General features: G+C 65.7%; 23 protein-coding genes and 1 tRNA gene. 18 read left to right on the top strand and 6 right to left on the bottom strand.

All coding sequences use genetic code 11. The features are described 5' to 3' along the window. Positions 1-182, top strand: a 182-nt coding sequence (locus ACU18_RS02600; RefSeq protein ID WP_050683974.1) for a hypothetical protein, incomplete at its 5' end; no start/stop codon positions are given. 4 nt (positions 183-186) lie between these two features. On the opposite strand, the gene ACU18_RS02595 is transcribed toward ACU18_RS02600, so the two are convergent. The 3 genes from ACU18_RS02595 to ACU18_RS02585 form a co-directional block, all read right to left on the bottom strand. Next, the gene (locus ACU18_RS02595) at positions 187-594 is read right to left on the bottom strand and encodes an NUDIX hydrolase (RefSeq protein ID WP_050683973.1); all 408 of its coding nucleotides are present in this window, start codon (positions 592-594) and stop codon (positions 187-189) included. After that, on the bottom strand, positions 591-1070 hold the full coding sequence (locus ACU18_RS02590; protein ID WP_050683972.1) for a DUF6314 family protein: 480 nt from the start codon (positions 1068-1070) through the stop codon (positions 591-593). Before ACU18_RS02590 ends, ACU18_RS02595 begins: the two co-directional genes overlap by 4 nt. A gap of 1 nt (position 1071) precedes the next feature. Then, positions 1072-1144, bottom strand: a tRNA-Arg gene (locus ACU18_RS02585). Positions 1145-1225: 81 nt separating this feature from the next. On the opposite strand from ACU18_RS02585, the gene ACU18_RS02580 reads away from it, so the two are divergent. Then, positions 1226-1969, top strand: coding sequence for a DUF998 domain-containing protein (locus tag ACU18_RS02580; protein WP_050683971.1), 744 nt, complete (start codon positions 1226-1228; stop codon positions 1967-1969). Here ACU18_RS02580 and ACU18_RS02575 read toward each other — a convergent pair. Then, positions 1966-2595, bottom strand: a complete 630-nt coding sequence (locus tag ACU18_RS02575) for a hypothetical protein (RefSeq protein ID WP_050683970.1) — start codon at positions 2593-2595, stop codon at positions 1966-1968. The two genes, ACU18_RS02580 and ACU18_RS02575, sit on opposite strands and share 4 nt — an antisense overlap. 32 nt (positions 2596-2627) lie before the next feature. Here ACU18_RS02575 and ACU18_RS02570 point away from each other — a divergent pair, with 32 nt between their 5' ends. The 7 genes from ACU18_RS02570 to sucD all read left to right on the top strand — a co-directional run bounded on the left by ACU18_RS02570 (position 2628) and on the right by sucD (position 10372). Beyond that, on the top strand, positions 2628-3458 hold the full coding sequence (locus tag ACU18_RS02570) for an inositol monophosphatase family protein (RefSeq protein WP_050683969.1): 831 nt from the start codon (positions 2628-2630) through the stop codon (positions 3456-3458). Between the two features lie 82 nt (positions 3459-3540). After that, the gene (gene pcrA, locus ACU18_RS02565; RefSeq protein ID WP_442853700.1) at positions 3541-6048 is read left to right on the top strand and encodes a DNA helicase PcrA; all 2508 of its coding nucleotides are present in this window, start codon (positions 3541-3543) and stop codon (positions 6046-6048) included. Positions 6049-6165: 117 nt separating this feature from the next. After that, the gene (locus ACU18_RS02560; protein WP_050683967.1) at positions 6166-6624 is read left to right on the top strand and encodes a hypothetical protein; all 459 of its coding nucleotides are present in this window, start codon (positions 6166-6168) and stop codon (positions 6622-6624) included. A gap of 173 nt (positions 6625-6797) precedes the next feature. Beyond that, on the top strand, positions 6798-7310 hold the full coding sequence (locus ACU18_RS02555; RefSeq protein ID WP_050683966.1) for a glycosyltransferase: 513 nt from the start codon (positions 6798-6800) through the stop codon (positions 7308-7310). A gap of 49 nt (positions 7311-7359) precedes the next feature. After that, positions 7360-8055, top strand: a complete 696-nt coding sequence (locus ACU18_RS02550) for a hypothetical protein (protein ID WP_050683987.1) — start codon at positions 7360-7362, stop codon at positions 8053-8055. 233 nt (positions 8056-8288) lie between these two features. Beyond that, positions 8289-9458, top strand: a complete 1170-nt coding sequence (gene sucC, locus ACU18_RS02545) for an ADP-forming succinate--CoA ligase subunit beta (RefSeq protein WP_050683965.1) — start codon at positions 8289-8291, stop codon at positions 9456-9458. Between the two features lie 11 nt (positions 9459-9469). Further along, positions 9470-10372 carry a succinate--CoA ligase subunit alpha gene (sucD, locus tag ACU18_RS02540; protein WP_050683964.1) on the top strand — a complete coding sequence of 301 codons (903 nt, stop codon included), beginning with the start codon at positions 9470-9472 and terminating at the stop codon, positions 10370-10372. A 148-nt stretch (positions 10373-10520) separates the two neighbouring features. Here the strand turns inward: sucD and ACU18_RS02535 are convergent, their stop codons facing one another. After that, positions 10521-11003: an SRPBCC family protein gene (locus ACU18_RS02535; RefSeq protein WP_050683963.1), complete on the bottom strand. Its 483-nt coding sequence runs from the start codon at positions 11001-11003 to the stop codon at positions 10521-10523. Beyond that, a complete protein-coding gene (locus ACU18_RS02530) occupies positions 11000-11323 on the bottom strand; it encodes a metalloregulator ArsR/SmtB family transcription factor (protein WP_082178144.1) in 324 nt (107 codons plus the stop codon). Before ACU18_RS02530 ends, ACU18_RS02535 begins: the two co-directional genes overlap by 4 nt. Positions 11324-11512: 189 nt before the next feature. On the opposite strand from ACU18_RS02530, the gene ACU18_RS02525 reads away from it, so the two are divergent. The 9 genes from ACU18_RS02525 to ACU18_RS02485 all read left to right on the top strand — a co-directional run bounded on the left by ACU18_RS02525 (position 11513) and on the right by ACU18_RS02485 (position 21940). Then, positions 11513-11917, top strand: coding sequence for a tautomerase family protein (locus ACU18_RS02525; RefSeq protein WP_050683961.1), 405 nt, complete (start codon positions 11513-11515; stop codon positions 11915-11917). Positions 11918-12107: 190 nt separating this feature from the next. Further along, the gene (gene iolC, locus ACU18_RS02520) at positions 12108-13112 is read left to right on the top strand and encodes a 5-dehydro-2-deoxygluconokinase (protein WP_050683960.1); all 1005 of its coding nucleotides are present in this window, start codon (positions 12108-12110) and stop codon (positions 13110-13112) included. Continuing rightward, a complete protein-coding gene (locus ACU18_RS02515; protein WP_050683959.1) occupies positions 13109-14059 on the top strand; it encodes a Cgl0159 family (beta/alpha)8-fold protein in 951 nt (316 codons plus the stop codon). Before iolC ends, ACU18_RS02515 begins: the two co-directional genes overlap by 4 nt. A 48-nt stretch (positions 14060-14107) precedes the next feature. Continuing rightward, entirely contained in the window at positions 14108-16036 is a 1929-nt protein-coding gene (gene iolD, locus ACU18_RS02510; protein ID WP_050683958.1) for a 3D-(3,5/4)-trihydroxycyclohexane-1,2-dione acylhydrolase (decyclizing), read from the top strand. A gap of 55 nt (positions 16037-16091) precedes the next feature. After that, a complete protein-coding gene (locus ACU18_RS02505; protein WP_050683957.1) occupies positions 16092-17606 on the top strand; it encodes a CoA-acylating methylmalonate-semialdehyde dehydrogenase in 1515 nt (504 codons plus the stop codon). Between the two features lie 40 nt (positions 17607-17646). Then, entirely contained in the window at positions 17647-18564 is a 918-nt protein-coding gene (locus ACU18_RS02500; RefSeq protein WP_050683956.1) for a sugar phosphate isomerase/epimerase family protein, read from the top strand. Between the two features lie 28 nt (positions 18565-18592). Beyond that, on the top strand, positions 18593-19606 hold the full coding sequence (locus ACU18_RS02495; protein ID WP_050683955.1) for a Gfo/Idh/MocA family protein: 1014 nt from the start codon (positions 18593-18595) through the stop codon (positions 19604-19606). 43 nt (positions 19607-19649) lie between these two features. Further along, positions 19650-20525: a sugar phosphate isomerase/epimerase family protein gene (locus ACU18_RS02490; protein WP_050683954.1), complete on the top strand. Its 876-nt coding sequence runs from the start codon at positions 19650-19652 to the stop codon at positions 20523-20525. Then, complete coding sequence (locus tag ACU18_RS02485; RefSeq protein ID WP_050683953.1) at positions 20522-21940, top strand: sugar porter family MFS transporter; 1419 nt, start codon at positions 20522-20524, stop codon at positions 21938-21940. Before ACU18_RS02490 ends, ACU18_RS02485 begins: the two co-directional genes overlap by 4 nt. The last annotated feature ends 109 nt before the right edge of the window (positions 21941-22049 follow it).

Below are 22049 nucleotides of genomic sequence, written 5' to 3'. Positions count from 1 at the left end.
TCGCCCACCGGCTGTCCACCATCCGTGCCGCCGACGCCATCCTGGTGGTGGAGGACGGCCGGATCGTGGAGCGGGGCACCCACACCGGCCTGCTCGCAGCCGACGGCCGGTACGCGGAGCTGTACCGGACCCAGTTCGCCGAAGCCACCGCAGTGGCGCAGGAAGCCGTCCCGGAGACGTAGCAGGTTACCGGGCCGGGCCCGCGGCCAGTGCCGGCAGGATGTGGTCCGTGAGCAGCGGGGCCAGGTCCGCGGGCCAGGCCGCGGCCAGGTCCAGCCAGCGGATTTCCGCGATCTCGGCGGACGGGCTGGCCTGCCAGGTTCCCGGCGCCAGGAACACGGTGGCTTCGATGTCCGTGTCCGCCTCATTCGCGGCGTCGGCGATCCACACGCCCATGGGCTGCAGGAGCGCCGGGTCGATACCGATGCCCACTTCCTCGGCCAGTTCCCGGGCAGCGGCCTGGACCGCCGTCTCGCCGGCTTCGGGCTTGCCGCCGGGATGCATAAACATGCCGGTGCCGCGTTTCCGGACGGTCAGGAGCCGGCCGGCAGGATCAAAAACGCAGACGGCGGACACCACAATGCGGTGCTTCATGCGTCCGTCCCCTGGCTGCGGTGCAGGCGCGAGGCGAGTTCCAGGTCCTTGCGGGGGCCGGTGATATCCCAGGTGTAACTGAACCGGTCAGCGTTTTCGTAGGCATACGCCACGCGGTATGCATCGGGGTCGCACCAATGGCTTGCCGCGTTGGCCTCCGGGGCAAAGCCCATCCGGTGGAAAGGCCTGCCGTCCGGGAAAAACACGTCCAGCGCGTCGGCCCGGCCGGCGGGGCGCAGGAGGTACTCCCGCGAGGCGGGGCCCACGAAGGAAGGCCAGCGCATGGTGCCTTCTTCCCGGAGGGCCAGGCCGCCGTCGGGCGTGGGACTGAAGCGGACGACGCCGGCGAAGGTTCCGCGGGTGCCTGCTGCACGGTCCAGGAGGTCCCTTTCCACCACCCAGGTGCCGGTAACCGGGCTGGCCGGGCCACCCAGGAGGTAGGCGCGGAGATCAAACTCCGGAGGCAGTTCATTCAAGTGCCCTCGATTGGAATCGAACCAACGACACCGGCTTTAGGAGAGCCGTGCTCTATCCACTGAGCTACGAGGGCGGGCGTTCCGTGAACCGCGAGGCAGTCCGGCCGGACACGGATACAAGCATACAAGGTGCGGAGCCGTACTACGCTCAAGGCATGAATTCCGCCCCGTCCGCCGCGCCCGCGGCAGCCCTGGTTCCGGACACCGCCGCCACCCGCCAGTACGTGGGCGCGTGGGCGGTGCTGAGCGTCCTGCAGTATTTCGCCGCCGAAGCGGCGGTGATCGCCGCGTGGGCGGGACCGTTGCCCTATGACCTGCGGACCGGCTACATCAGCGACCTCGGCGCGCTGCACTGCGGTGTGTACGACGGGCGGGACGTCTGTTCGCCCCTGAACTGGCTGATGAACGCTTCCTTTGTGGTCCAGGGGCTGGGCATGGTGCTGGGCGCCATCCTGCTCACCTCCGGGCTGCTGTGCGTAGCGGCCCGGCCCGGGGCCCGCGTTGAGCCGGGCCGACGCGCACCCTGGCGGGCTGCCATCGCCGTGCGCCTGCTGACGGGCGCAGCCGGTGTGGGCACCGTGGTGGTGGGGCTGGTGCCCGAGGACGCAGGATCCGCGTGGCACTACATCGGCGCTGTGGTGTATTTCTTGGCCGGGGCGGCGGCCCTGCTGGTCCTGGGCGGACTGTGGCTGCGGAAAACAGCCATGGCCTGGTTCATCCTCGCCTGCGGCGCGGTGTCCCTTGCCGCGCTGGCGACGGGCGGACTTACCGGCATGGACGTGCCCGAGCCGGGAACCCTGGAACGGCTGATGGGCTATCCGGTGACAGTGGGCATTGCCACGGCAGGCCTGGTCATCGCGCGGCGGGTTCACCGCCAGCGCAAGCAGCTGCGGGGTTAGGCTGCGGTCTTGCGCTTCCGGGTCCGCAGCACCACTGCTGCACCACCGGCCAGCAGGCTGAGGACCAGCAACACCCAGCCCGCCACGGTGAGGACCGAGGCGAGGGCCACCTGTCCAGGGTCGGCTGGTTCCGTGGCCAGCATGCCGTCAATGGCCACGTTGGCCCAGAGCCGGACCACCACAAACAGCAGCGGCAGGGCCCAAAGCGCCCACCGGAGGGCCTTACGGGCAACGTTGGTGCCGATCAGCAGCAGCCACGTGAACCCGAAAATCAGGGGAAACAGGGTGCCGGCAGTTTTGTGGACGTAGTTCAACTGCCCGCGGGCGTCGTCATTCATCACACTGTGCAGCCGGTCGATGTACGCGGGATCAAAACCGCCCACCAGCGAGTCGGGCATCGCCAGGCCAACGGTCAGCTGGCGGAGCTGGTCCAGGGTCAGCAGGTGCACGTACCAGAACAGGAAAAGGCTGGCCACCACGCCCGCGATCAGGATCAGGTTGGTGTTGTTCTGCGCCTTCTCCGGCGTCCGGGAGGTGGTGGGGTTCAGCACCGGCGGGAGCCGGTGCTGCGGCACCACCGCTTTGGATCCGTGCTTCCTGATGCGCTGGGCGGGGGTTTTGGCCATAACCCCATTATCCCGCCCCATAAACTGAAACCATGACCATTGGCAGGCACAGCGCCGTTGAACTTGACCCCGCATTGGACGATTACCAGCTGGCGGCAGCCCTGGTCCGGGAAGCCGGAAACCTTGCGTTGCTGATGCGGATGGCCGGGCTCCAGTCGCAGCAGAAGACCTCCGTCTCGGACGTGGTGACCGCAGCGGACCACGCCGCGGAGGCCTATGTGCTGGGGCAGCTGCAGCGCTGCCGGCCCCAGGACGGGATCCTGGGGGAGGAAGGCGCCTCCGTGCCGGGCACCAGCGGCCGGACCTGGGTGATCGACCCCGTGGACGGCACGTACAACTTCCTGCACGGCTCCACTTACTGGTGCTCCGCCATCGCGCTGAAGGACTCCTCCGACGTGGTGTTGGGCGCCATCTTCCAGCCTGAGGAGGACAAGTTGTGGCTGGGCGGCACTGCGCGCCCGGCCACCCTGAACGGCGAGGTCCTGACCGTGTTCCGGGACAACGGCGGACAGCGCAACGCCACGCCTGCAGCCGAACTCGGCGCCGCCACCTACATCCACCCCAACTGGCTGATGGACCCCATGTGCGCCATGCCCTGGCACGCTGCCGCCACCACCGCCGCTGCCCTCCGCATGCTGGGGTCCGGCTCCTGCGACCTGGGCCGCGTGGCCGACGGGCAGCTGGGGTGCTGGTTCCAGCACAGCTGCCCGGAGTGGGACTGGCTGCCCGGAAAGGCGATTGTCCGCGCGGCCGGCGGGGCCGTGGACACCGTCCGGGTCAACGGGCTGGAATGGTTTGTGGCAGGCGGAACGACGGCGGTCCGCGAGCTGCGTGCGGCCCTCGAGTCCGCGTCGGTGGCCTAGCCGGGGTCCCGTTCCGGCCGCGTCATCCACAGGCTGGAAGTAGGTGTCAGTCCCACCGCCTAGACTTGTAGGCACCATGGATATGTTGTTTGACCCCTACTCCGACGGACCTTTCAAGGCCGCCCCCGCAGCGTCAACCCGCACCAGGGCGGTCCCCGAAGGGACGTCCACGGTGGCCGGACCAGGCGGTAGCCTGTCCGCCGGAGACCGGCACAACGCCGGCGCCAACGCGGCCGGGCAGCGCCACGGACACCACGGCCTGGACCCAGCCAAGCTGCTGGAAGGGCTGAACCCGGAGCAGGACGAAGCCGTCAGGCACTCCGGGTCGGCGCTGCTGATCGTGGCTGGTGCCGGGTCCGGCAAAACCCGCGTGCTCAGCAACAGGATCGCCTACCTGATTGCCACGGGCCGGGCCCACCACGGCGAGATCCTGGCCATCACCTTCACCAACAAGGCTGCCGCCGAAATGCGCGAACGCATCGAAGTGCTGGTGGGCGGCCGCGCCAAGATCATGTGGATCTCCACGTTCCATTCCTCCTGCGTGCGGATCCTCCGGCAGGAGGCGGCCAACGTGGGCCTCAAATCCAACTTCTCCATCTACGACTCCGCGGATTCCCTCCGCCTGGTCACGCAGGTGTCCAAGGCGCACGACCTCGATCCCAAGAAGTTCGCGCCCAAAGCCATCCAGCACAAAATCTCCGCGCTGAAGAACGAACTCATCGACGCCGATTCGTATGCTTCCGACGCCAACCACAACGACCCCTTTGAACGTGCCGTTGCGGACGTCTACAAGGGCTACACGCAGCGGTTGCGCCAGGCCAACGCCATGGACTTCGATGACCTCATCGCCGAGACCGTCTTTATGTTCCGGGCATTCCCGGCGCTCGCCGACTCCTACCGCCGAAGGTTCCGGCATGTCCTGGTGGACGAATACCAGGACACCAACCACGCCCAGTATGCCCTGGTCCGGGAAATCGTGGGTGAGGGCCCGGGAGCGTCCGAACTCACCGTCGTCGGCGATTCCGACCAGTCCATCTACGCCTTCCGCGGCGCCGACATCCGCAACATCGTGGAGTTCGAGAAGGACTACCCGCAGGCCCGGACCATCAAGCTGGAGCAGAACTACCGCTCCACCCAGAACATCCTCAGCGCGGCCAACTCGGTGATCTCCCGCAACCCCAACCGGCCGGACAAAAAACTGTGGACCGCTGAAGGCGAAGGCCACAAAATCATCGGCTACGTGGGCGAAAACGAACACGCCGAGGCCCAGTTCATCGCCAAGGAGATCGACCGGCTCCAGGACGAGGACAACCTCCGCCCCGGCGATGTCGCCATTTTCTACCGCACCAACGCCCAGTCCCGGTCCATCGAGGATGTCCTGGTCAGGGTGGGCCTGCCGTACAAAGTGGTGGGCGGAACCCGCTTCTACGAGCGCAAGGAAATCAAGGACGCCCTGGCCTACCTCCGCGTCCTGGTGAACCCGGACGACGACGTCAACCTCCGCCGGGTGCTCAACGAACCCAAACGCGGCATCGGCGACCGCGCGGAAGGGGCGGTGGCGGCCCTCGCCAGCCGCGAACGCATCTCGTTCATGGCCGCAGCCCGCCGCGCCGAACAGGCCCCCGCCATGGCCACCCGCTCTGTCAACGCCGTGCTGGGGTTTGTGAAACTCCTGGACGACCTCGCCGAGGTGGCCGCCGGCTCCGGCGCCGCAGCAGCCCTCGAAGCTGTCCTGGAACAGACCGGCTACCTGGCAACCCTGCGCGCCAGCACCGATCCGCAGGACGAGTCCAGGGTGGAAAACCTCGCCGAACTGGTGGCCGTGGTGCGCGAATACGAACAGGAAAACCCGGAAGGCTCCCTGGGCGCCTTCCTGGAACAGGTTTCCCTCGTGGCGGACGCGGACCAGATCCCGGACGCGCCCGGTGCCGACATCGACGCCGCCGTGGCCGAGGCCAAACGCCTGGGCGTGGTGACCCTCATGACCCTCCACACGGCCAAGGGGCTCGAGTTCCCGGTGGTCTTCCTGACCGGTATGGAGCACGGCCTCTTCCCGCACCAGCGCTCCGCCACCGACCCCAAGGAGTTGGCCGAGGAACGCCGGCTGGCCTACGTGGGCCTCACCCGGGCCCGCAAGCGCCTGTACGTGACCCGGTCGGAGGTCCGCAGCATGTGGGGCCAAAGCCAGTACAACCCCGCCAGCCAGTTCCTGGAGGAAATCCCCGCCGACCTCGTTGACTGGAAGCGGGAAGGAAGCAGCAGGCAATCCTTCGTCAGCGGCGGAGCCATCGGCTCGGGGCGCTACAACGGCTCGTTCTGGGGCGCCGGGACGTCCCGCGGGGCCGCCGCCGACTCTTCGGCAGGGTTCAATGCCGATGTTCCCGCGATCATCGCGAAAAACCGGGTGCAGCCGCAAAAGGAAGTCATCGCCGTCAGTGTGGGGGACAAGGTCAACCACACCAGCTTCGGCAACGGGACGGTCCTGGCCCTGGAAGGAACAGGGGATAAAACCGTTGCCAAGGTGAAGTTTGACGTCGGCGAGAAGCGGTTGCTGCTCCGCTACGCGCCACTGACCAAACTGGACGCATAGGCTCCCGCGCCGCCGGGTTGGCAGCCTTGTCCGGCCGCGGAGGCAGCGCTATTCTTCAGGAACCTGCGCCGCCACAGCACTTCGGCGCGGGATTTCGGCTCACAACGGAGCGGGACGATGAAAGTCCTTTTTGCCAGCCAGGCGATTGACGGCCATTTCAACCCCATGACGGGCCTGGCAATGCGCCTCAAGGAGCGCGGGCACGACGTTCGCTGGTACACCGGTCCCGTCTTCACAGCGAAGCTGCGCGACCTGGGCATCCCCCTGCTCCCGTTCACACGGGCCATCGAACACCGGGCCGGTAACCTTACGGAGCTTTACCCGGAGCGCGCCAGGCTGAAAGGCCCGCGGGCAATCGGCTTCGACGGGGAGAAGGTCTTCGCCAGCAACATCACCAATTTCTTCGAGGACATCAGCGGGATTCGCGCGGACTTTCCCTTCGACGTGGCTGTGGTGGATGCCACCATGTTCGTCCACCGCCTGCTTTCCCATCTGCTGGGCACCCCGGTGATCAATTTTGTGGCGGTTCCCAACACGCCGCCTATGGCCAGCCGGTACCCCGGGAGGGACGGCTGACCGATGAACCGTACCGCTGTTCGGCCGCAATCATCCAGACCGGTACGGAGTCCTTCGACTTTCCCCGCCGGCACGCGAACCCGAAGGTCAGGTACGTTGGCTCGCTGCTGCCGTACCGGGCACCGCAGCCCGGTGCGGGGGAAGAAGACTGGCCCACCGGGTACGCCGCAACAGTGCTGGTCACGCAGGGGACCGTGGACAATGTGGACCCGGACAAGCTTATGGTGCCGGCCCTCGAAGCCCTCAAAGACCTTGGCATGCTGGTGATTGTTGCCACCGGCGGACGCGGAACCGAAGCCCTCCAGGCACGCTACCCGCAGCCCAACGTGGTGATCCGCCACTACGTCGATTTCCCGCGCGTCCTCGAATTCACTGACGTCTTCGTCTCCAACGGCGGATTCGGCGGCGTCCAGCTGAGCCTGTCCAAAGGCGTGCCCTTGGTGGTGGCCGGCATCAATGAAGGCAAAAGCGATGTCAACGCCCGGGTGGAATATGCGCGGGTTGGCATCAACCTCCGCACGGAACGGCCCGCACCTGCAGCCATTGCCGCAGCAGTCACCCGGATCCTCGGCGACCCGGGCTGGCGGCAGCGGGCCCTGTCAGTGCAGGAGCAACCCGCCGCGGCAGATCCAGCGGATGTGGCTGCGGACGTTGTGGAAAGTGCCGTTCCGCAAGCGGCTACCTGAGCGATTGTCCCGGGCCGACGGGCATCCCCTGGCCGCCGCGCCGGGCATAATGGAGGCCATGCGACGGACTGTCTTGGGGTTCCTGGCCGCACTGGTGCTGCTGGGGGTTTCGGCGTGCTCGATCACCACCGAGGATCCCGGCTACGCCCCGCCCGCTCCGCTGGCGCCCCTGGCGCAGCTGGAACAGGCGCCACTGACTGACCCGGAACCGTTCGGATCCGGGCAGGACGCCCTGACCTTCAGCACCGCTGACCGGACAGTGGCCTGCGCCCTCACCTCAGCCCGGGGCGAGCACCTCGACCTGCCCTACGAGCAGAACAACTACAGCGACGCCGCCAACAACAAACTCGCCATCGTCCCCGTGGCCCATTGCGAACTGGCCACCTATCCGGTGCCCCTGCCGGAGGACGTCAAGGACGACTGCGCCGGTACGGGCCTGGGGTACCTGGGTGGGGTCGCGCTGCTGTCCCCTGACAAGGCGGGCTACGGTGAATGCCGCTCCGGCGTCACACAGCTGGAGGCTGCCTACGGACCCCGCGGTTCCAAGGCCGGCGTGATGGCCGAACTGCCCGTCCTGGCGGACGGCCAAAACCTGGAACGGAACGGGCTGCGCTGCTCCGCCTACAACGGCGGGGTGGCGTGCGGAAACGTTTCGGCAGGCGTCGGATTCTTCGTTTCGCCCGGGAAATACGAGTTGATCCAGGCTCCCGCCGGTACCCCCTCTCCGGCGCCCGCCAAGCCCTGAAATTCCGCGTATTCACGCGGTTTTTCTACGTCCCATAGAATAGTGTGCTTCCTCACATAAGGGGTAGTCTGGAACGGCCCGGTCCCATCAAAGGACTAGAGTTCCCCATGGAGCATTACGCCGCGTGGCTTGTTTCCAACAGGCCGCCGGTGCGTGCATTCCGCAGCCCGGTCATCATCTGTGATGGTGCCCGACTGTACAGAAACTACTTCGACGTAGAAGGACACTAAACCGTGGACCTGTTTGAATACCAGGCGCGCGATATGTTCGAGGCGCACGGTGTACCCGTGCTTGCCGGCATCGTGGCGTACACCCCAGAAGAAGCAAAAGCAGCTGCCGAGAAAATCGGCGGCGTGACTGTTGTCAAAGCACAGGTCAAGGCCGGTGGCCGCGGTAAGGCCGGCGGCGTGAAGGTTGCCAAGACCGCCGATGAGGCGTTTGAGCACTCCACCAACATCCTGGGCATGGACATCAAGGGCCACACCGTCAACAAGGTGATGATTGCCCAGGGTGCCGACATTGCCGAGGAATTCTACTTCTCCGTCCTCCTGGACCGTGCCAACCGCAACTACCTGGCCATGTGCTCGGTTGAAGGCGGCATGGAAATCGAACAGCTCGCCGTCGAACGCCCTGACGCGCTGGCCAGGATCGCGGTCGATCCCGCTGTGGGCATCGACCAGGCCAAGGCCGACGAAATCGTCGCCGCTGCAGGCTTCTCAGAGGAACTGCGCGGCAAGGTCGCCGCGGTCATCCTCAAGCTCTGGGATGTCTTCAAGAAGGAAGACGCCACCCTGGTGGAGGTCAACCCGCTGGTCCGCACCGGCGCCGGCGACATCGTGGCACTGGACGGCAAGGTCTCGCTGGACGAGAACGCCGACTTCCGCCACCCCAAGCACGCCGCCCTTGAAGACAAGGACGCAGCGGATCCCCTCGAGGCCAAGGCCAAGGCCCAGGACCTCAACTACGTCAAGCTGGACGGCGAAGTGGGCATCATCGGCAACGGTGCAGGCCTGGTCATGTCCACCCTCGACGTTGTGGCCTACGCCGGCGAAGGCCACGGCAACGTCAAGCCCGCCAACTTCCTGGACATCGGCGGTGGAGCTTCCGCCGAGGTCATGGCCGCAGGCCTGGACGTCATCCTGGGCGACGAGCAGGTCAAGGCCGTCTTTGTGAACGTCTTCGGTGGCATCACCGCATGTGACGCCGTGGCCAAGGGCATCGTCGGCGCGCTGGCCGAACTGGGCGCCTCCGCCAACAAGCCGCTGGTGGTCCGCCTCGATGGCAACAACGTCGAAGAAGGCCGCCGCATCCTCACCGAGGCCAACCACCCGCTGGTTACCCTGGCCGCCACCATGGACGAGGGCGCCGACAAGGCCGCCGAACTCGCCAACGCAGCGAAGTAAGGGACGCGACAATGTCTATCTACCTCAATAAAGACTCCAAGGTCATCGTCCAGGGCATCACCGGCGGCGAAGGCACCAAGCACACCGCCCTGATGCTCAAGGCCGGCACCAACATTGTTGGCGGCGTCAACGCCCGCAAGGCCGGCACCACGGTCCTGCACGGCGAGAAGGAAATCACCGTCTTCGGCACCGTCAAGGAAGCCATCGCCGAAACCGGCGCAGACGTCTCCATCGTCTTCGTTCCGCCGGCATTCACCAAGGACGCCGTTGTTGAAGCCATCGAAGCCGGCATCGGCCTCGTAGTGGTCATCACCGAGGGTGTTCCCGTGCAGGACTCTGCAGAGTTCTGGGCCCTGGCCCAGTCCAAGGTGGACGCAGAAGGCAACCAGGTCACCCGCATCATCGGACCTAACTGCCCCGGCATCATTACCCCCGGCGAAGCCCTCGTGGGCATCACCCCGGCAAACATCACCGGCAAGGGCCCCATCGGCCTGGTGTCCAAGTCCGGTACGTTGACCTACCAGATGATGTACGAACTGCGCGACCTGGGCTTCTCCACTGCCATCGGCATCGGCGGCGACCCCGTCATCGGCACCACGCACATCGACGCCCTGGCCGCGTTCGAAGCCGACCCCGAGACCAAGGCCATCGTGATGATCGGTGAAATCGGCGGCGACGCCGAAGAGCGTGCAGCCGATTACATCAAGGCCCACGTCACCAAGCCCGTTGTAGGCTACGTGGCCGGGTTCACCGCTCCCGAAGGCAAGACCATGGGCCACGCAGGCGCCATCGTCTCCGGCTCGGCCGGCACCGCCCAGGCCAAGAAGGAAGCCCTCGAGGCCGCCGGCGTAAAGGTCGGCAAGACGCCGTCCGAGACCGCCACGCTGCTGCGCGAAGTCTTCGCAGCCCTCTAGGTTCACAGCACAGAGCGCGGGGCCATCTGCCATCCTCTTGGACGGCAGGTGGCCCCGCGTTTTTGTTTAAGTACGACGGCGGTCCGGTCACCTTCCCAGCGGAGGTGACCGGACCGTCGTCGTACGCTGGTCTCCGTGCCGCTGGCGCCTAGACTTTTGCGCCGCTGAGCAGCTCGTCCAGGCGTTCGTAGCCTTCCGTCATGCCGCCCTCCATGCCGGACTGCGCCATGCCGTCGCGGGCCTCGAGGGACGGATAAACCGAATGGCCCCTCAGCCGGGTACGGCCGTTCCCGAGGTCCTCAAACGTCATGAACTCGATGCTGACCACGTCAGGGTAGCCGCCGAATTCAAACGTCTGGATGGCGAAGTCATTTTCCCTGACGGTATGGAAAACGCCGCTGAACTGGTACGCCACGCCGTCGGGCCCTGTGTGCAGGTAGCTGTAGCTGCCGCCGGTGCGGAAATCGTAGTGGTCGATTTTCATCTTGAGCCCGCGCGGCCCGAGCCACTGGGCAATCAGGTCCGGCTCCTTGTGCGCCCGGAAGACGTCGGCGACGGGGAAATCAAACTCCCGCTCGGAGTCGATGAAGGGCAGGCCTTCGGGAATGGTGAGGTTGAGTGGATTGCTCATGATGGTTCCTTCTCCTGGGTGCCGCGGCTGGCGGCGTTGGTTTGGAGTACGGCGTCCAGGCTGCGGAATTGCGCTTCGCGGACCAGCCTGTACTGGTCGATCCACGCGGTAAGCGCCTCGAGCCGTGCGGGATTCAGGTGGACGGGCCGCCGTTGGGCGTCCCTGCTGCGGGTGACAAGCTGCGCCTGCTCAAGCACCTGGATGTGCCGCGAAACTGCCTGCTTGGAAATGTCGAACGGTTCCGCGAGTTCGTTCACTGTGGCCGCCCCCCGGCTCAGCCGGGCGATGATGCCGCGCCGGACGGGATCCGCCAGGGCCATAAAGGCCGAGTCGAGAGCTTCGTCCCTGGCGTCCACTGGAACCTGCTTTCTAATCAACTGATTTGTTTATCAACTACTTGATTGATTAAGAGTACGCCCGGCGGTGGACCATCGCAAGGGTTTCGAGCCTTGTGGCAATTATGGCGAGTTTGTTAGTATGTCAGTACAAACTTTGCTGAAGGAGAAAAAGTGCCACTGGTACGCATTGATGTTAATGAAGGACGCAGCCGCCAGGATCTGCAGCGGCTCAGCCGCGGGATCCACGACGCCATCCTTGGCGAGTACGGCATTCCGGAGCGGGACTATTTCCATATCCTGACCGAGCATCCTGCAGGCCAGATCGTTGCCCAGGATGCAGGCCTGGGCTTCGAGCGGACCGGGGGAGTGGTGATGATCCAGATCTTCACGCAGGGCGGCCGTTCGCAGGAGGCCAAGCAGCGGCTGTTCGCTGCAGTGGCCGGAAAACTCGCCACGGTGGGCGTCGCCGGTGAGGACGTTTTTATCGGCTATGTGGAAAATACGGCCGGCGACTGGTCGTTTGGATTCGGTCGCGCGCAGTATGTCACCGGCGAATTGGCGGTCCCGGCAAAGTAGCACGCCGGCGGTTCCGGTGGACTTTTCCGACAGCCGAAATGTTCGTTGTAAGCATGTCAGTACAAACCTTTGACAGGACATTCGATCTAAGGCAAAGTAGTGCGTGTGGCCCCCGCCACGGCCTGCCAGTTCCGGAGCTCCTGCAGTTTCAGAGGTCCAGAGTTTCACACCAGAAAGGTCCACGATTACCGTGACCCATGAGCTTCTTACGATCGGGCGCATCAGCGTTGATATCTACCCGAACGATATCGGGGTGGACCTGGAGGACGTTACGTCCTTCGGGAAGTACCTTGGTGGATCGCCGTCGAATGTGGCAGTTGCTGCTGCGCGGCATGGCCGGAAGGCCGGGGTGATCACCAGGACGGGCGATGACGCGTTCGGTAACTTCCTGCACCGTGAGCTGCATAAGTTCAATGTGGACGACGCCTTTGTCTCCCCGGTACCGGATCTTCCCACGGCCGTGACGTTCTGCGCGATCAAGCCGGCCACCGACGAGTTCCCGCTGTACTTCTACGGCCGGTTCCCCACCGCGCCGGACCTCCAGATCGAGGCCTCCGGGCTCGACCTTGACGCCATCCGCGATGCCGGGATCTTCTGGTCCACGGTGACCGGCCTGTGCCAGGAGCCCAGCCGCAGCGCCCACGCCGCCGCCCACGAAGCCCGCCCCCGCACAGGCCTGAAGGAGGGCCAGTTCACCATCCTGGACCTCGACTACCGGCCCATGTTCTGGGCATCGGAAGAAGAGGCCCGCTCGGAGGTCGCAAAGATCCTGCCGCACGCCACCGTGGCGATCGGCAACGACAAGGAATGCGCTGTCGCCGTGGGCGAGGGCACCCCGGATGAGCAGGCCGACCGGCTGCTCGCTGCCGGCGTCGAAATCGCCGTGGTCAAGCTCGGCCCGGAGGGCGTGATGGCAAAAACCCGCACGGAGCGTGTTGTCTCCGCCCCGGTTCCCGTGGAGACCGTAAACGGGCTCGGTGCCGGCGACTCGTTTGGCGGTGCCTTCTGCCACGGCCTGCTCTCCGGGTGGCCGCTGGCTGAAGTCCTGGATTACGCCAACGCTGCCGGGGCCATCGTCGCCTCACGGCTGTCCTGCGCCGATGCCATGCCGACGCCGGACGAGGTCACCTCGCTGCTGGCCGAACGCGGACGCCTGGTCCCCGGCCGGTTCGCCACCGAAGGAGCAACGCTGTGACCGTCACCTCCGTCCCCACCACCGCGGTCGATGATGATCCCCGCCGCTACGCGCACCTGAGCACCCTGCGGTTGGAAGACCCGGACGCTGTGGCCCGCGCCGCGAAGGCCCGGCGCCGCCACCCCGGCCTGAAATACGGCCGGCAGAACTTCATCGTGGCAGCGGACCATCCGGCCCGCGGCGCCCTGGCCGTTGGTCCCGACCCTGTAGCGATGGCGGACCGCCGCCTGCTGCTGGACCGGCTCCAGATCGCCTTGGCCAACCCGGCCGTTGACGGGGTGCTGGCCTCCCCGGACATCATGGACGACCTGCTGCTCCTGGGCGCACTGGAGGGCAAACTCGTTTTCGGTTCGATGAACCGGGGCGGCCTGGCCGGCCTGGTCAACGAGCTTGATGACCGTTTCACCGGCCACACCGCTGCGGCGCTGGCGGCTCTGGGTGCCGATGGCGGGAAGATGCTGACCCGCATCTGCCTGGGCGACCCGGACACGGTGGTTACCCTCGAGTCCACGGCCAAGGCCATCGACTCCCTCGCGGAACGCAGACTCATCGCCATGGTGGAACCGTTTCTGTCGGTCCGCAACGGGCAGGGCCGGGTACGCAACGACCTGTCCGCCGACGCCGTGGTCAAATCCGTTGGCATCGCGCAGGGCCTGGGCTCCACCAGCGCCTACACCTGGATGAAGCTGCCCGTTGTGGCCGAAATGGAACGCGTGATGGCGGCCACCACGTTGCCCACCGTCCTGCTGGGCGGGGACCCTGCCGGGACCCAGGACGAGGTGTTTGCCACCTGGCAGGCAGCGCTGGCGTTGCCCGGCGTACAGGGCCTGACAGTGGGCCGCACCTTGCTCTACCCGCAGGACGGCGATGTGGCAGGCGCCGTTGCGGCCGCCGCTTCCCTCCTGCACCACACCACATCAGTCCACACCGCCGAAGCATCGGAGTAGGCCCTCATGGCAACCATCACAGGAACCGGGACAACAGGTTCCCGCCGGATGACGGTGGCGCAGGCCGTCGTCGAATACCTGTCCAAGCAGTACACCGTCGATTCCGTCAACGGCGTGGACTACCGCGAACGCCTGATCCCGGGGACCTTCGGCATTTTCGGGCACGGCAACGTGGCCGGTGTTGGGCAGGCGCTCAAGCAGTACCAGCACCTTGACCCGGCCATCATGCCCTACTACCAGGGCCGCAACGAGCAGGCCCAGGTCCACCAGGCAGTGGGCTACGCCCGGCACACCCGCCGCCGCCAGACGTTCGCCATCAGCACCTCGATCGGCCCCGGCTCCTCGAACCTGCTGACCGGCGCCGCCCTGGCCACCACCAACCGGCTCCCGGTCCTGCTGCTGCCCTCCGACACGTTCGCCACGCGCGCCGCCGACCCGGTCCTGCAGCAGCTCGAACAGCCCTACGCGTATGACCTCACCGTCAACGACGCCTTCCGGCCACTGTCCAAGTTCTTCGACCGGGTGACCCGCCCGGAGCAGCTGTTCTCCGCGTTCCACCACGGCCTGCGCGTCCTGACCGACCCCGCCGAAACCGGCGCCGTCACCATCTCCCTGCCGCAGGACGTCCAGGCCGAGGCCTTCGACGTCCCCGGGGAGTTCCTGGCCGAACGCGAATGGCGGATCCGCCGCCCCGAAGCCGACGACGACGACATCCGCCGCGCCGTGGCGGCCATCCGCGCCGCCAAGCGCCCGCTGGTCATCGCCGGCGGCGGCGTCCTGTACGCCTACGCCAACGAGGAACTCGCGAAGTTCGCCGAACTGACCGGCATCCCGGTGGGCAACACCCAGGCCGGGGTCGGCGTCCTGCCATGGGACCACAAACACTCCCTCGGCGCCATCGGCTCAACCGGTACGACGGCGGCAAACGCCATCGCTGCCGAAGCCGACCTGATCATCGGGATCGGAACCCGCTACGAGGACTTCACCACTGCATCCCGGACAGCCTTCGCAAACCCGGACGTCAGGTTCATCAACATCAACGTGGCAGCCATCGATGCGTACAAGCACGGCACGTCCCTGCCAATCGTCGCGGATGCCCGCAAGGCACTGGTCAAACTCAACGCAGCCCTGGGCGGCTACCGCGTGGGCGCCGACCTGGAAGCGCAGGTCGCAGCGGAGAAGAAACGCTGGGACGCCACCGTTGACGAAGCCTTCGCCCAGGAATACGCGCCGCTGGTCAGCCAGAACGCCATCATCGGCGCCACCAACAAAGCCATGAACCCCCAGGATGTGGTGATCTGCGCTGCCGGGTCACTGCCGGGGGACCTGCACAAGATGTGGCGGGTCCGCGACCCGTTCGGCTACCACGTGGAATACGCGTACTCCTGCATGGGCTACGAAATCCCCGGCGGCCTGGGCGTGAAGCGTGCCGCCCTGGCCGAAGCCGCGGCCGGCGGCGCGGACCGCGACGTGGTGGTCATGGTGGGGGACGGCTCCTACCTGATGATGCACACCGAACTGGTCACCGCCGTCGCCGAACGGATCAAGCTGATTGTGGTCCTGATCCAGAACCACGGCTACGCCTCCATCGGTTCCCTGTCCGAGTCCCTGGGGTCCCAGCGGTTCGGGACGCAGTACCGGGTCCTGGACAATGAGCAGCATTCGTTCGACGACGGCGAGGTCCTGCCCGTTGACCTGGCCTTGAACGCCGAATCCCTGGGCGTGAAGGTCATCCGGATCGAGCCGGGCGAGAAGGTCATTGCCCAGCTCGAACAAGCCATCGGGGACGCCAAGGCCGCCCCCGAACGCGGCGGACCCATCCTGATCCACATCGAATCCGATCCGCTCCTGGACGCCCCATCCTCCGAGTCCTGGTGGGACGTTCCCGTATCCCAGGTCTCCGAACTGGACTCCACCAAAGCGGCCTTCCAGACCTACGTCGAGCACAAGAGCCGGCAACGCACATTCCTCGGCTGAACCCGGCCGGCAGCACTTCAGCATACGAACCTCCCACCACTCAAGGAAGAGTCCCATGACGCTCACCTCCACGCAGACCACCACCATCAACCACTTCATCAACGGCGCCCAGACCGCCGGCGTTGGCACCCGCACCCAGCCGGTCTACAACCCGGCCACCGGTGCCGTGTCCGGCGAACTCCGCCTGGCCAACCGTGCCGACCTGGACACCACCGTCGCCGCCGCCCGCAAGGCCGCGGACAGCTGGGGCGACATCTCCCTGGCCAAGCGCACCGCCGTGCTCTTCAAGTTCCGTGAGCTCGTCGCCGCGCACGTGGACGAACTCGCCGAACTGATCACGGCCGAACACGGCAAGGTCCTTTCCGACGCCAAAGGCGAGATCGGCCGCGGCCTGGAAGTCATCGAGTTCGCCTGCGGGATCCCCACCCTGCTCAAGGGCGACTATTCCGACCAGGTCTCCACCGGCATCGACGTCTTCTCTTTCCGCGAACCCCTCGGCGTGGTCGCCGGGATCACCCCGTTCAACTTCCCCGTGATGGTTCCGCTCTGGATGGCACCCATGGCCATTGCCACCGGTAACGCCTTTATCCTTAAGCCCTCCGAACGTGACCCCTCCGCCTCGATGCTCCTCGCGAAACTCTGGAAGGACGCCGGCCTTCCCGACGGGGTCTTCCAGGTCCTGCACGGCGACAAGGAAACCGTCGACGGCCTCCTGACCCACCCCGACGTGGACGGCATCTCCTTCGTCGGCTCCACCCCGATCGCCCAGTACGTCCACGAAACAGCGACCAGGCACGGCAAGCGCGTCCAGGCCCTCGGCGGGGCGAAGAACCACGCCATCATCATGCCCGACGCCGACCTTGACAACGCCGCCGACCACCTCGCTGCCGCTGCCTTCGGCTCCGCCGGGGAACGCTGCATGGCGATCTCCGTGGCCGTCGCCGTTGGCGACGCCGCCGACGCACTGGTCAGCAAGGTCCAGGAACGCGCCGAAGCCGTCAAGGTCAACAACGGCACCGCACCCGACGCCGAAATGGGCCCGGTCATCACCCCCGCCTCCCGGGAACGCATCATCCGGATCGTCACCGAAGCCGAAACCGCCGGCGCCGCCATGGTGGTGGATGGCCGCGACCTCGTTGTCCCCGGCCACGAAGAAGGCTTCTGGGTCGGCCCTACCGTGATCGACCACGTCAACACCGAAATGACCGCCTACAACGAGGAAATCTTCGGACCCGTCCTCGTGGTGGTCCGCGTCCCGGACCTCACCGCCGGCATCAACCTCATCAACGCCAACCCCTATGGCAACGGCACCGCGATCTTCACCTCCTCCGGCGCCCACGCCCGCACCTTCCAGCGCTCCGTGACCGTCGGCATGATCGGCATCAACGTGCCCCTGCCCGTCCCGGTGGCGTACCACTCCTTCGGCGGCTGGAAAGCCTCGCTCTTCGGCGACAAGCACATCTACGGTCCAGAAGGCGTCTCCTTCTACACCCGCGGAAAAGTCGTTACTTCCCGCTGGCCGGAACCCAAAACCGCCTCCGGCGCCTCCTACAACTTCCCCTCCAACTGACGCCCCGGCGCACGTCCCACCAGAGAAAGACACCGCTGTCATGACCGACGTAGAGAACAAACTGATCATCGGCACCGCGCCGGACTCCTGGGGTGTCTGGTTCGCGGATGACCCGCAGCAGACCCCCTGGGAGCGTTTCCTGGACGAAGTAGCCGAGTCCGGCTACAAGTGGATCGAACTGGGCCCCTACGGCTACCTGCCCAACGACCCCACCCGCCTGGCGGAGGAACTGAAGCAGCGCGACCTGAAGGTCACCGCCGGCACCGTTTTCACCGCCTTCCACCGTGGCCTTGACCAGTGGGAAACCGCCTGGGAGCCGGCCCGCAAGGTGGCGGAACTGACCGCTGCCATGGGTGGCGAGCACATCGTGGTCATCCCGGCCATGTGGCGCGACGACGTCACCGGCGAAGCCGTGGAAAGCGGCGAACTCACCGAAAAGGCCTGGGCCGACTTGTTCGCCGGACACAACCGGCTGGGCAAGACCCTGCTGGAGGACTTCGGCCTGAACCAGCAGTTCCACTCGCACGCCGACTCCCACGTGGGCGCGCAGGCAGACATCGAACACCTGCTCGCCGCCACGGACGCCAAGTACCTGAACCTGTGCCTGGATACCGGCCACGCGGAATACTGCGGTGCCTCCAGCCTTGAACTGATCAAGAACTTCCCGGACCGGATCGGCTACCTGCACCTGAAGCAGATCAACCCGGAGATCCTCAAAAAGGTCAACGACGAGAACATGACGTGGGCGGCCGCCAACCTGGCCGGAGTGATGACCGAGCCGCCCAACGGGCTGCCGGACCTGCGCGCCGTCATCGAAGCCGTGGAAGCCCTGAACCGCCCCATTTTCGGGATCGTGGAACAGGACATGTACCCCGTGGCCTTCGATGTGCCGATGCCCATCGCCAAGCGCACCCGCAACTACCTGCTCTCGTGCGGTTCCCGCACCGTCGTGAACTGAACCCCTACTTACTCCGAAGGACAAAACAATGACTGAATCCCTGCGCGTAGCCGTCATCGGTGCCGGACGCATGGGCGCTGACCACATCCAGCGCCTCAACACCCGCATCCACGGCGCCGAAGTGGCCGCCGTCGTCGACGTTGACCTGGCCCGTGCCCAGGCAGCCATCGAAGGCATTCCCGGCGCCGTGGCCCTGGCCGATGCCGGGGAAGCGCTCAACAACGGCGACGTCAACGCCGTCCTGATCGCCACCCCCGGGTTCCTGCACGAGGACATCCTCCTCAAGGCCATCGCGAAGGACATCCCCATCCTCTGCGAAAAGCCGCTGACCCCCGACGCCGAATCCTCGCTGAAGATCGTCGAAGCCGAAGTGGCGCTGGGCCACAAGCGCGTCCAGGTGGGCTTTATGCGCCGCTTCGACGCCGAGTACGCGTCCCTGGGCAAGATCATCCGCGACCACGAACTCGGTGAGCTGCTGATGCTGCACCACCAGCACCGCAACCCCACAACCCCGCCCGGCTTCACCAACGAGATGCTGATCAACGACTCCGTGGTGCACGAATTTGATGCCATCCGGTTCTTCACCGGCGAGGAAATCACCAGCGTCCAGGTCCGGATGGGCAAGGCCACCAAAAATGCCCCCGCCGGCCAGCACGATCCCCAGCACGTCCTGATCGAAACCGAATCAGGTGTCCTGGCCGACGTCGAAATCTACGTCAACGCCCGGTTCGGCTACGAAGTTGCCACCCAGGCGTCCTTCGAGGACGGCATCGTCAGCATCGGCGGGGACAAGGGACCCTACACCCGCAGCGCCGGGCGCTGGGGAGGCAACGTCACGCCCGGCTTCGAAGAGCGCTTCGGCGCCGCATACGACGTCGAAATCCAGGCCTGGGTGGACGCGGCACTTGAGGGCGGCATCGGCGGCCCCACCGCCTGGGACGGGTACGCGACGGCTGCCTGCTGCGAAGCCGGCGTCGAGGCGCAGAAGAACGGCGAAAAGGTTGCCGTCAAGCTCGCGGCCAAGCCGGACCTCTACAACTAGTCCTTCGACCGCCACGCCAACTGATCCACAATGGAGTGTTTTTGTGAAAATCGCCCTTGACCCCACGCCGTACCACCACTCGCACACCCTGCTTGAATTTCCGAAGGTGGTGGCGGACCTCGGCTACAAGTACCTGCAGATGACTCCGCACCAGGACCTGATTCCGTTTTACAACCACCCCAAAGCGGATGATGAACTGGTGGGCCAACTCCGGAAGGCCTGCCGGGACGCGGACATTGAGATCGCCTCCGTGCTGCCGGTCCTGCGCTGGTCCGGGCCCGACGAGGACGCGCGGGAAGCCGCGGTGCGGTACTGGAAGCGTGCCATCCAGATCACCGTGGACCTCGGCGTCAGCACCATGAACACCGAGTTCAGCGGCCGGCCGGAAAAGGCCGAGGAATCCGAGCGGGCGTTTTACCGCTCCATGGAGGAACTGCTGCCGATCATCGAACGGGAAGGCATCGATCTGCTGATCGACCCACACCCGGACGACTTCGTTGAGGAAGGCCTGGCCGCGATCCGGGTGATCCGGGGCCTGAACTCCAAGAATGTGGGCCTGGTGTACGTGGCGTCGCACAGCTTCCACATGAAGGACGCGCCCCTGGAAATCATGCGGGCAGCGGGCGACAAGCTCCGCCTGGTCCACGTCGCCGACACCATGGACCACCACGCCTCGCACGGGCTGCGCTACATCACCAACCCACCCGGAAACCCGGTCCGGGTGCACCAGCACCTTAAAGTGGGCGACGGCGACGTCAACTGGGACGAGTTCTTCGGCGGCCTGAAGGAAATCGGCTTCCTCGACCGGGACGATACCGTGATGGTCTCCAGTGTCTTTGCGGAGGACGACCACGCGGATGAGGTCTCCCGCTACCAGCTGGACACCATCAACCAGTACATCCAAAAGGTGAGCGTATGACGTCCCCCATCCCCGTGGAGACCACAACCAAACAGCCCGGCAACCACAAGCGGGCGCTCCGGACGGTCACCATCATCTCCACCTTCGGCGGCCTGCTGTTCGGCTACGACACCGGCGTGATCAACGGCGCGTTGCCATACATGCAGGAGGACCTGGGCCTGACGCCGCTGACCGAAGGGCTGGTCACCTCTTCCCTGCTGTTCGGCGCCGCCTTCGGTGCGCTGCTGGGCGGCCGGCTGGCGGACCGGAACGGCCGCCGCAAGATGATCATGGTCCTGGCCGTGGTATTCCTCATCGGCACCCTGGCCTGCACCTTCTCGCCCACCACCGAGGTGATGATCGCGGCCAGGTTCATCCTGGGCCTGGCGGTGGGCGGAGCGTCTGTCACGGTACCCGTCTACCTGGCCGAAGTCTCGCCAAGTGACCGGCGCGGGCGGATCGTCACGCAGAACGAGTTGATGATCGTCACGGGCCAGTTGCTGGCGTTCATCTTCAACGCCTACCTGGGCAACACCTTCGGGGAAGCCGGCGGCATCTGGCGCTGGATGCTGGTCATTGCCACCCTGCCCGCCATCGCGCTGTGGATCGGCATGAACTTCATGCCGGAAAGCCCACGCTGGCTGGCTTCCATGGGCAGCTTCGGGGAGACCCTCAGCGTGTTGCAGCGCATCAGGTCCCAAGCCGAGGCCCGGGCGGAGTTCGAAGAGGTCAAAGCCATGGCTGTGGAGGACTACAAGTCCAAAATGGGCACGTGGAAGGACCTGGGTATTCCCTGGCTGCGCCGCATCTTTTTTGTGGGCCTGGGCCTGGCAGTGATCCAGCAGATCACCGGCGTGAACTCCATCATGTATTACGGCACACAGATCCTGGCGCAGTCGGGCTTCGGCCGTGAAGCCGCGCTGACGGCGAACATCGCAAACGGCGTGATTTCGGTCCTTGCCACGTTTGTAGGCATCTGGTTGCTGGGCCGGGTGGGACGGCGCCGCATGCTGATCACCGGACAGATAGGAACCACCGCCGCCCTGGTCCTGATCGGAGTGTTCTCGCTGATCCTGCCTGAGGGTTCCGCCCGGGGCTTTGTTATCCTGGCCCTGACGGTGACGTTCCTGGCGTTCCAGCAGGGTGCCATTTCGCCCGTAACGTGGCTAATGCTCTCGGAGATCTTCCCGCTGAAGATCCGCGGCCTCGGCATGGGAGCCTCCGCTTTCGTCCTGTGGATCGTCAACTTCCTGGTGGGCTTCGGCTTCCCCCAACTCCTTGCCGCCATCGGCTTGTCCAACACATTTTTTGTGTTTGCGGTCCTGGGGGTCGGTGCGATCGCATTTGCCGCCAGGTACGTTCCGGAAACCAAGGACAAGAGCCTCGAGGACCTGGAGCACTACTTCCGGAATCTTGTGGTGAAAGAGCGCCAGTAGCCCCTTCGAATCGTTTTCCAGCGCAAAACGGCCGCCCGTCACCCGACGGGCGGCCGTTCTGCGTTCCGCGCCATATAAGGGATAGAGCGCGCTAAAACTGCACCTTCGA

The organism is Arthrobacter sp. ZBG10 (assembly GCF_001238605.1).
Lineage (GTDB): Bacteria > Actinomycetota > Actinomycetes > Actinomycetales > Micrococcaceae > Arthrobacter.
Note: the sequence above shows the minus strand (reverse complement) of the source record. Positions and strands in the feature narration are given on the sequence as shown.

Excerpts from the sequence above, each read along its gene's own strand:
- ACU18_RS02505 (WP_050683957.1), top strand. The coding sequence starts at position 16,092 with ATGACGCTCACCTCCACGCAGACCACCACCATCAACCACTTCATCAAC.
- ACU18_RS02570 (WP_050683969.1), top strand. The coding sequence starts at position 2,628 with ATGACCATTGGCAGGCACAGCGCCGTTGAACTTGACCCCGCATTGGAC.
- ACU18_RS02580 (WP_050683971.1), top strand. The coding sequence starts at position 1,226 with ATGAATTCCGCCCCGTCCGCCGCGCCCGCGGCAGCCCTGGTTCCGGAC.
- ACU18_RS02550 (WP_050683987.1), top strand. The coding sequence starts at position 7,360 with ATGGAGGCCATGCGACGGACTGTCTTGGGGTTCCTGGCCGCACTGGTG.
- iolD (WP_050683958.1), top strand. The coding sequence starts at position 14,108 with ATGACGGTGGCGCAGGCCGTCGTCGAATACCTGTCCAAGCAGTACACC.
- pcrA (WP_442853700.1), top strand. The coding sequence starts at position 3,541 with ATGTTGTTTGACCCCTACTCCGACGGACCTTTCAAGGCCGCCCCCGCA.
- ACU18_RS02535 (WP_050683963.1), bottom strand. The coding sequence starts at position 11,003 with ATGAGCAATCCACTCAACCTCACCATTCCCGAAGGCCTGCCCTTCATC.
- sucD (WP_050683964.1), top strand. The coding sequence starts at position 9,470 with ATGTCTATCTACCTCAATAAAGACTCCAAGGTCATCGTCCAGGGCATC.
- ACU18_RS02560 (WP_050683967.1), top strand. The coding sequence starts at position 6,166 with ATGAAAGTCCTTTTTGCCAGCCAGGCGATTGACGGCCATTTCAACCCC.
- ACU18_RS02575 (WP_050683970.1), bottom strand. The coding sequence starts at position 2,595 with ATGGCCAAAACCCCCGCCCAGCGCATCAGGAAGCACGGATCCAAAGCG.
- ACU18_RS02530 (WP_082178144.1), bottom strand. The coding sequence starts at position 11,323 with ATGGCCCTGGCGGATCCCGTCCGGCGCGGCATCATCGCCCGGCTGAGC.
- ACU18_RS02595 (WP_050683973.1), bottom strand. The coding sequence starts at position 594 with ATGAAGCACCGCATTGTGGTGTCCGCCGTCTGCGTTTTTGATCCTGCC.
- ACU18_RS02500 (WP_050683956.1), top strand. The coding sequence starts at position 17,647 with ATGACCGACGTAGAGAACAAACTGATCATCGGCACCGCGCCGGACTCC.
- ACU18_RS02485 (WP_050683953.1), top strand. The coding sequence starts at position 20,522 with ATGACGTCCCCCATCCCCGTGGAGACCACAACCAAACAGCCCGGCAAC.
- ACU18_RS02495 (WP_050683955.1), top strand. The coding sequence starts at position 18,593 with ATGACTGAATCCCTGCGCGTAGCCGTCATCGGTGCCGGACGCATGGGC.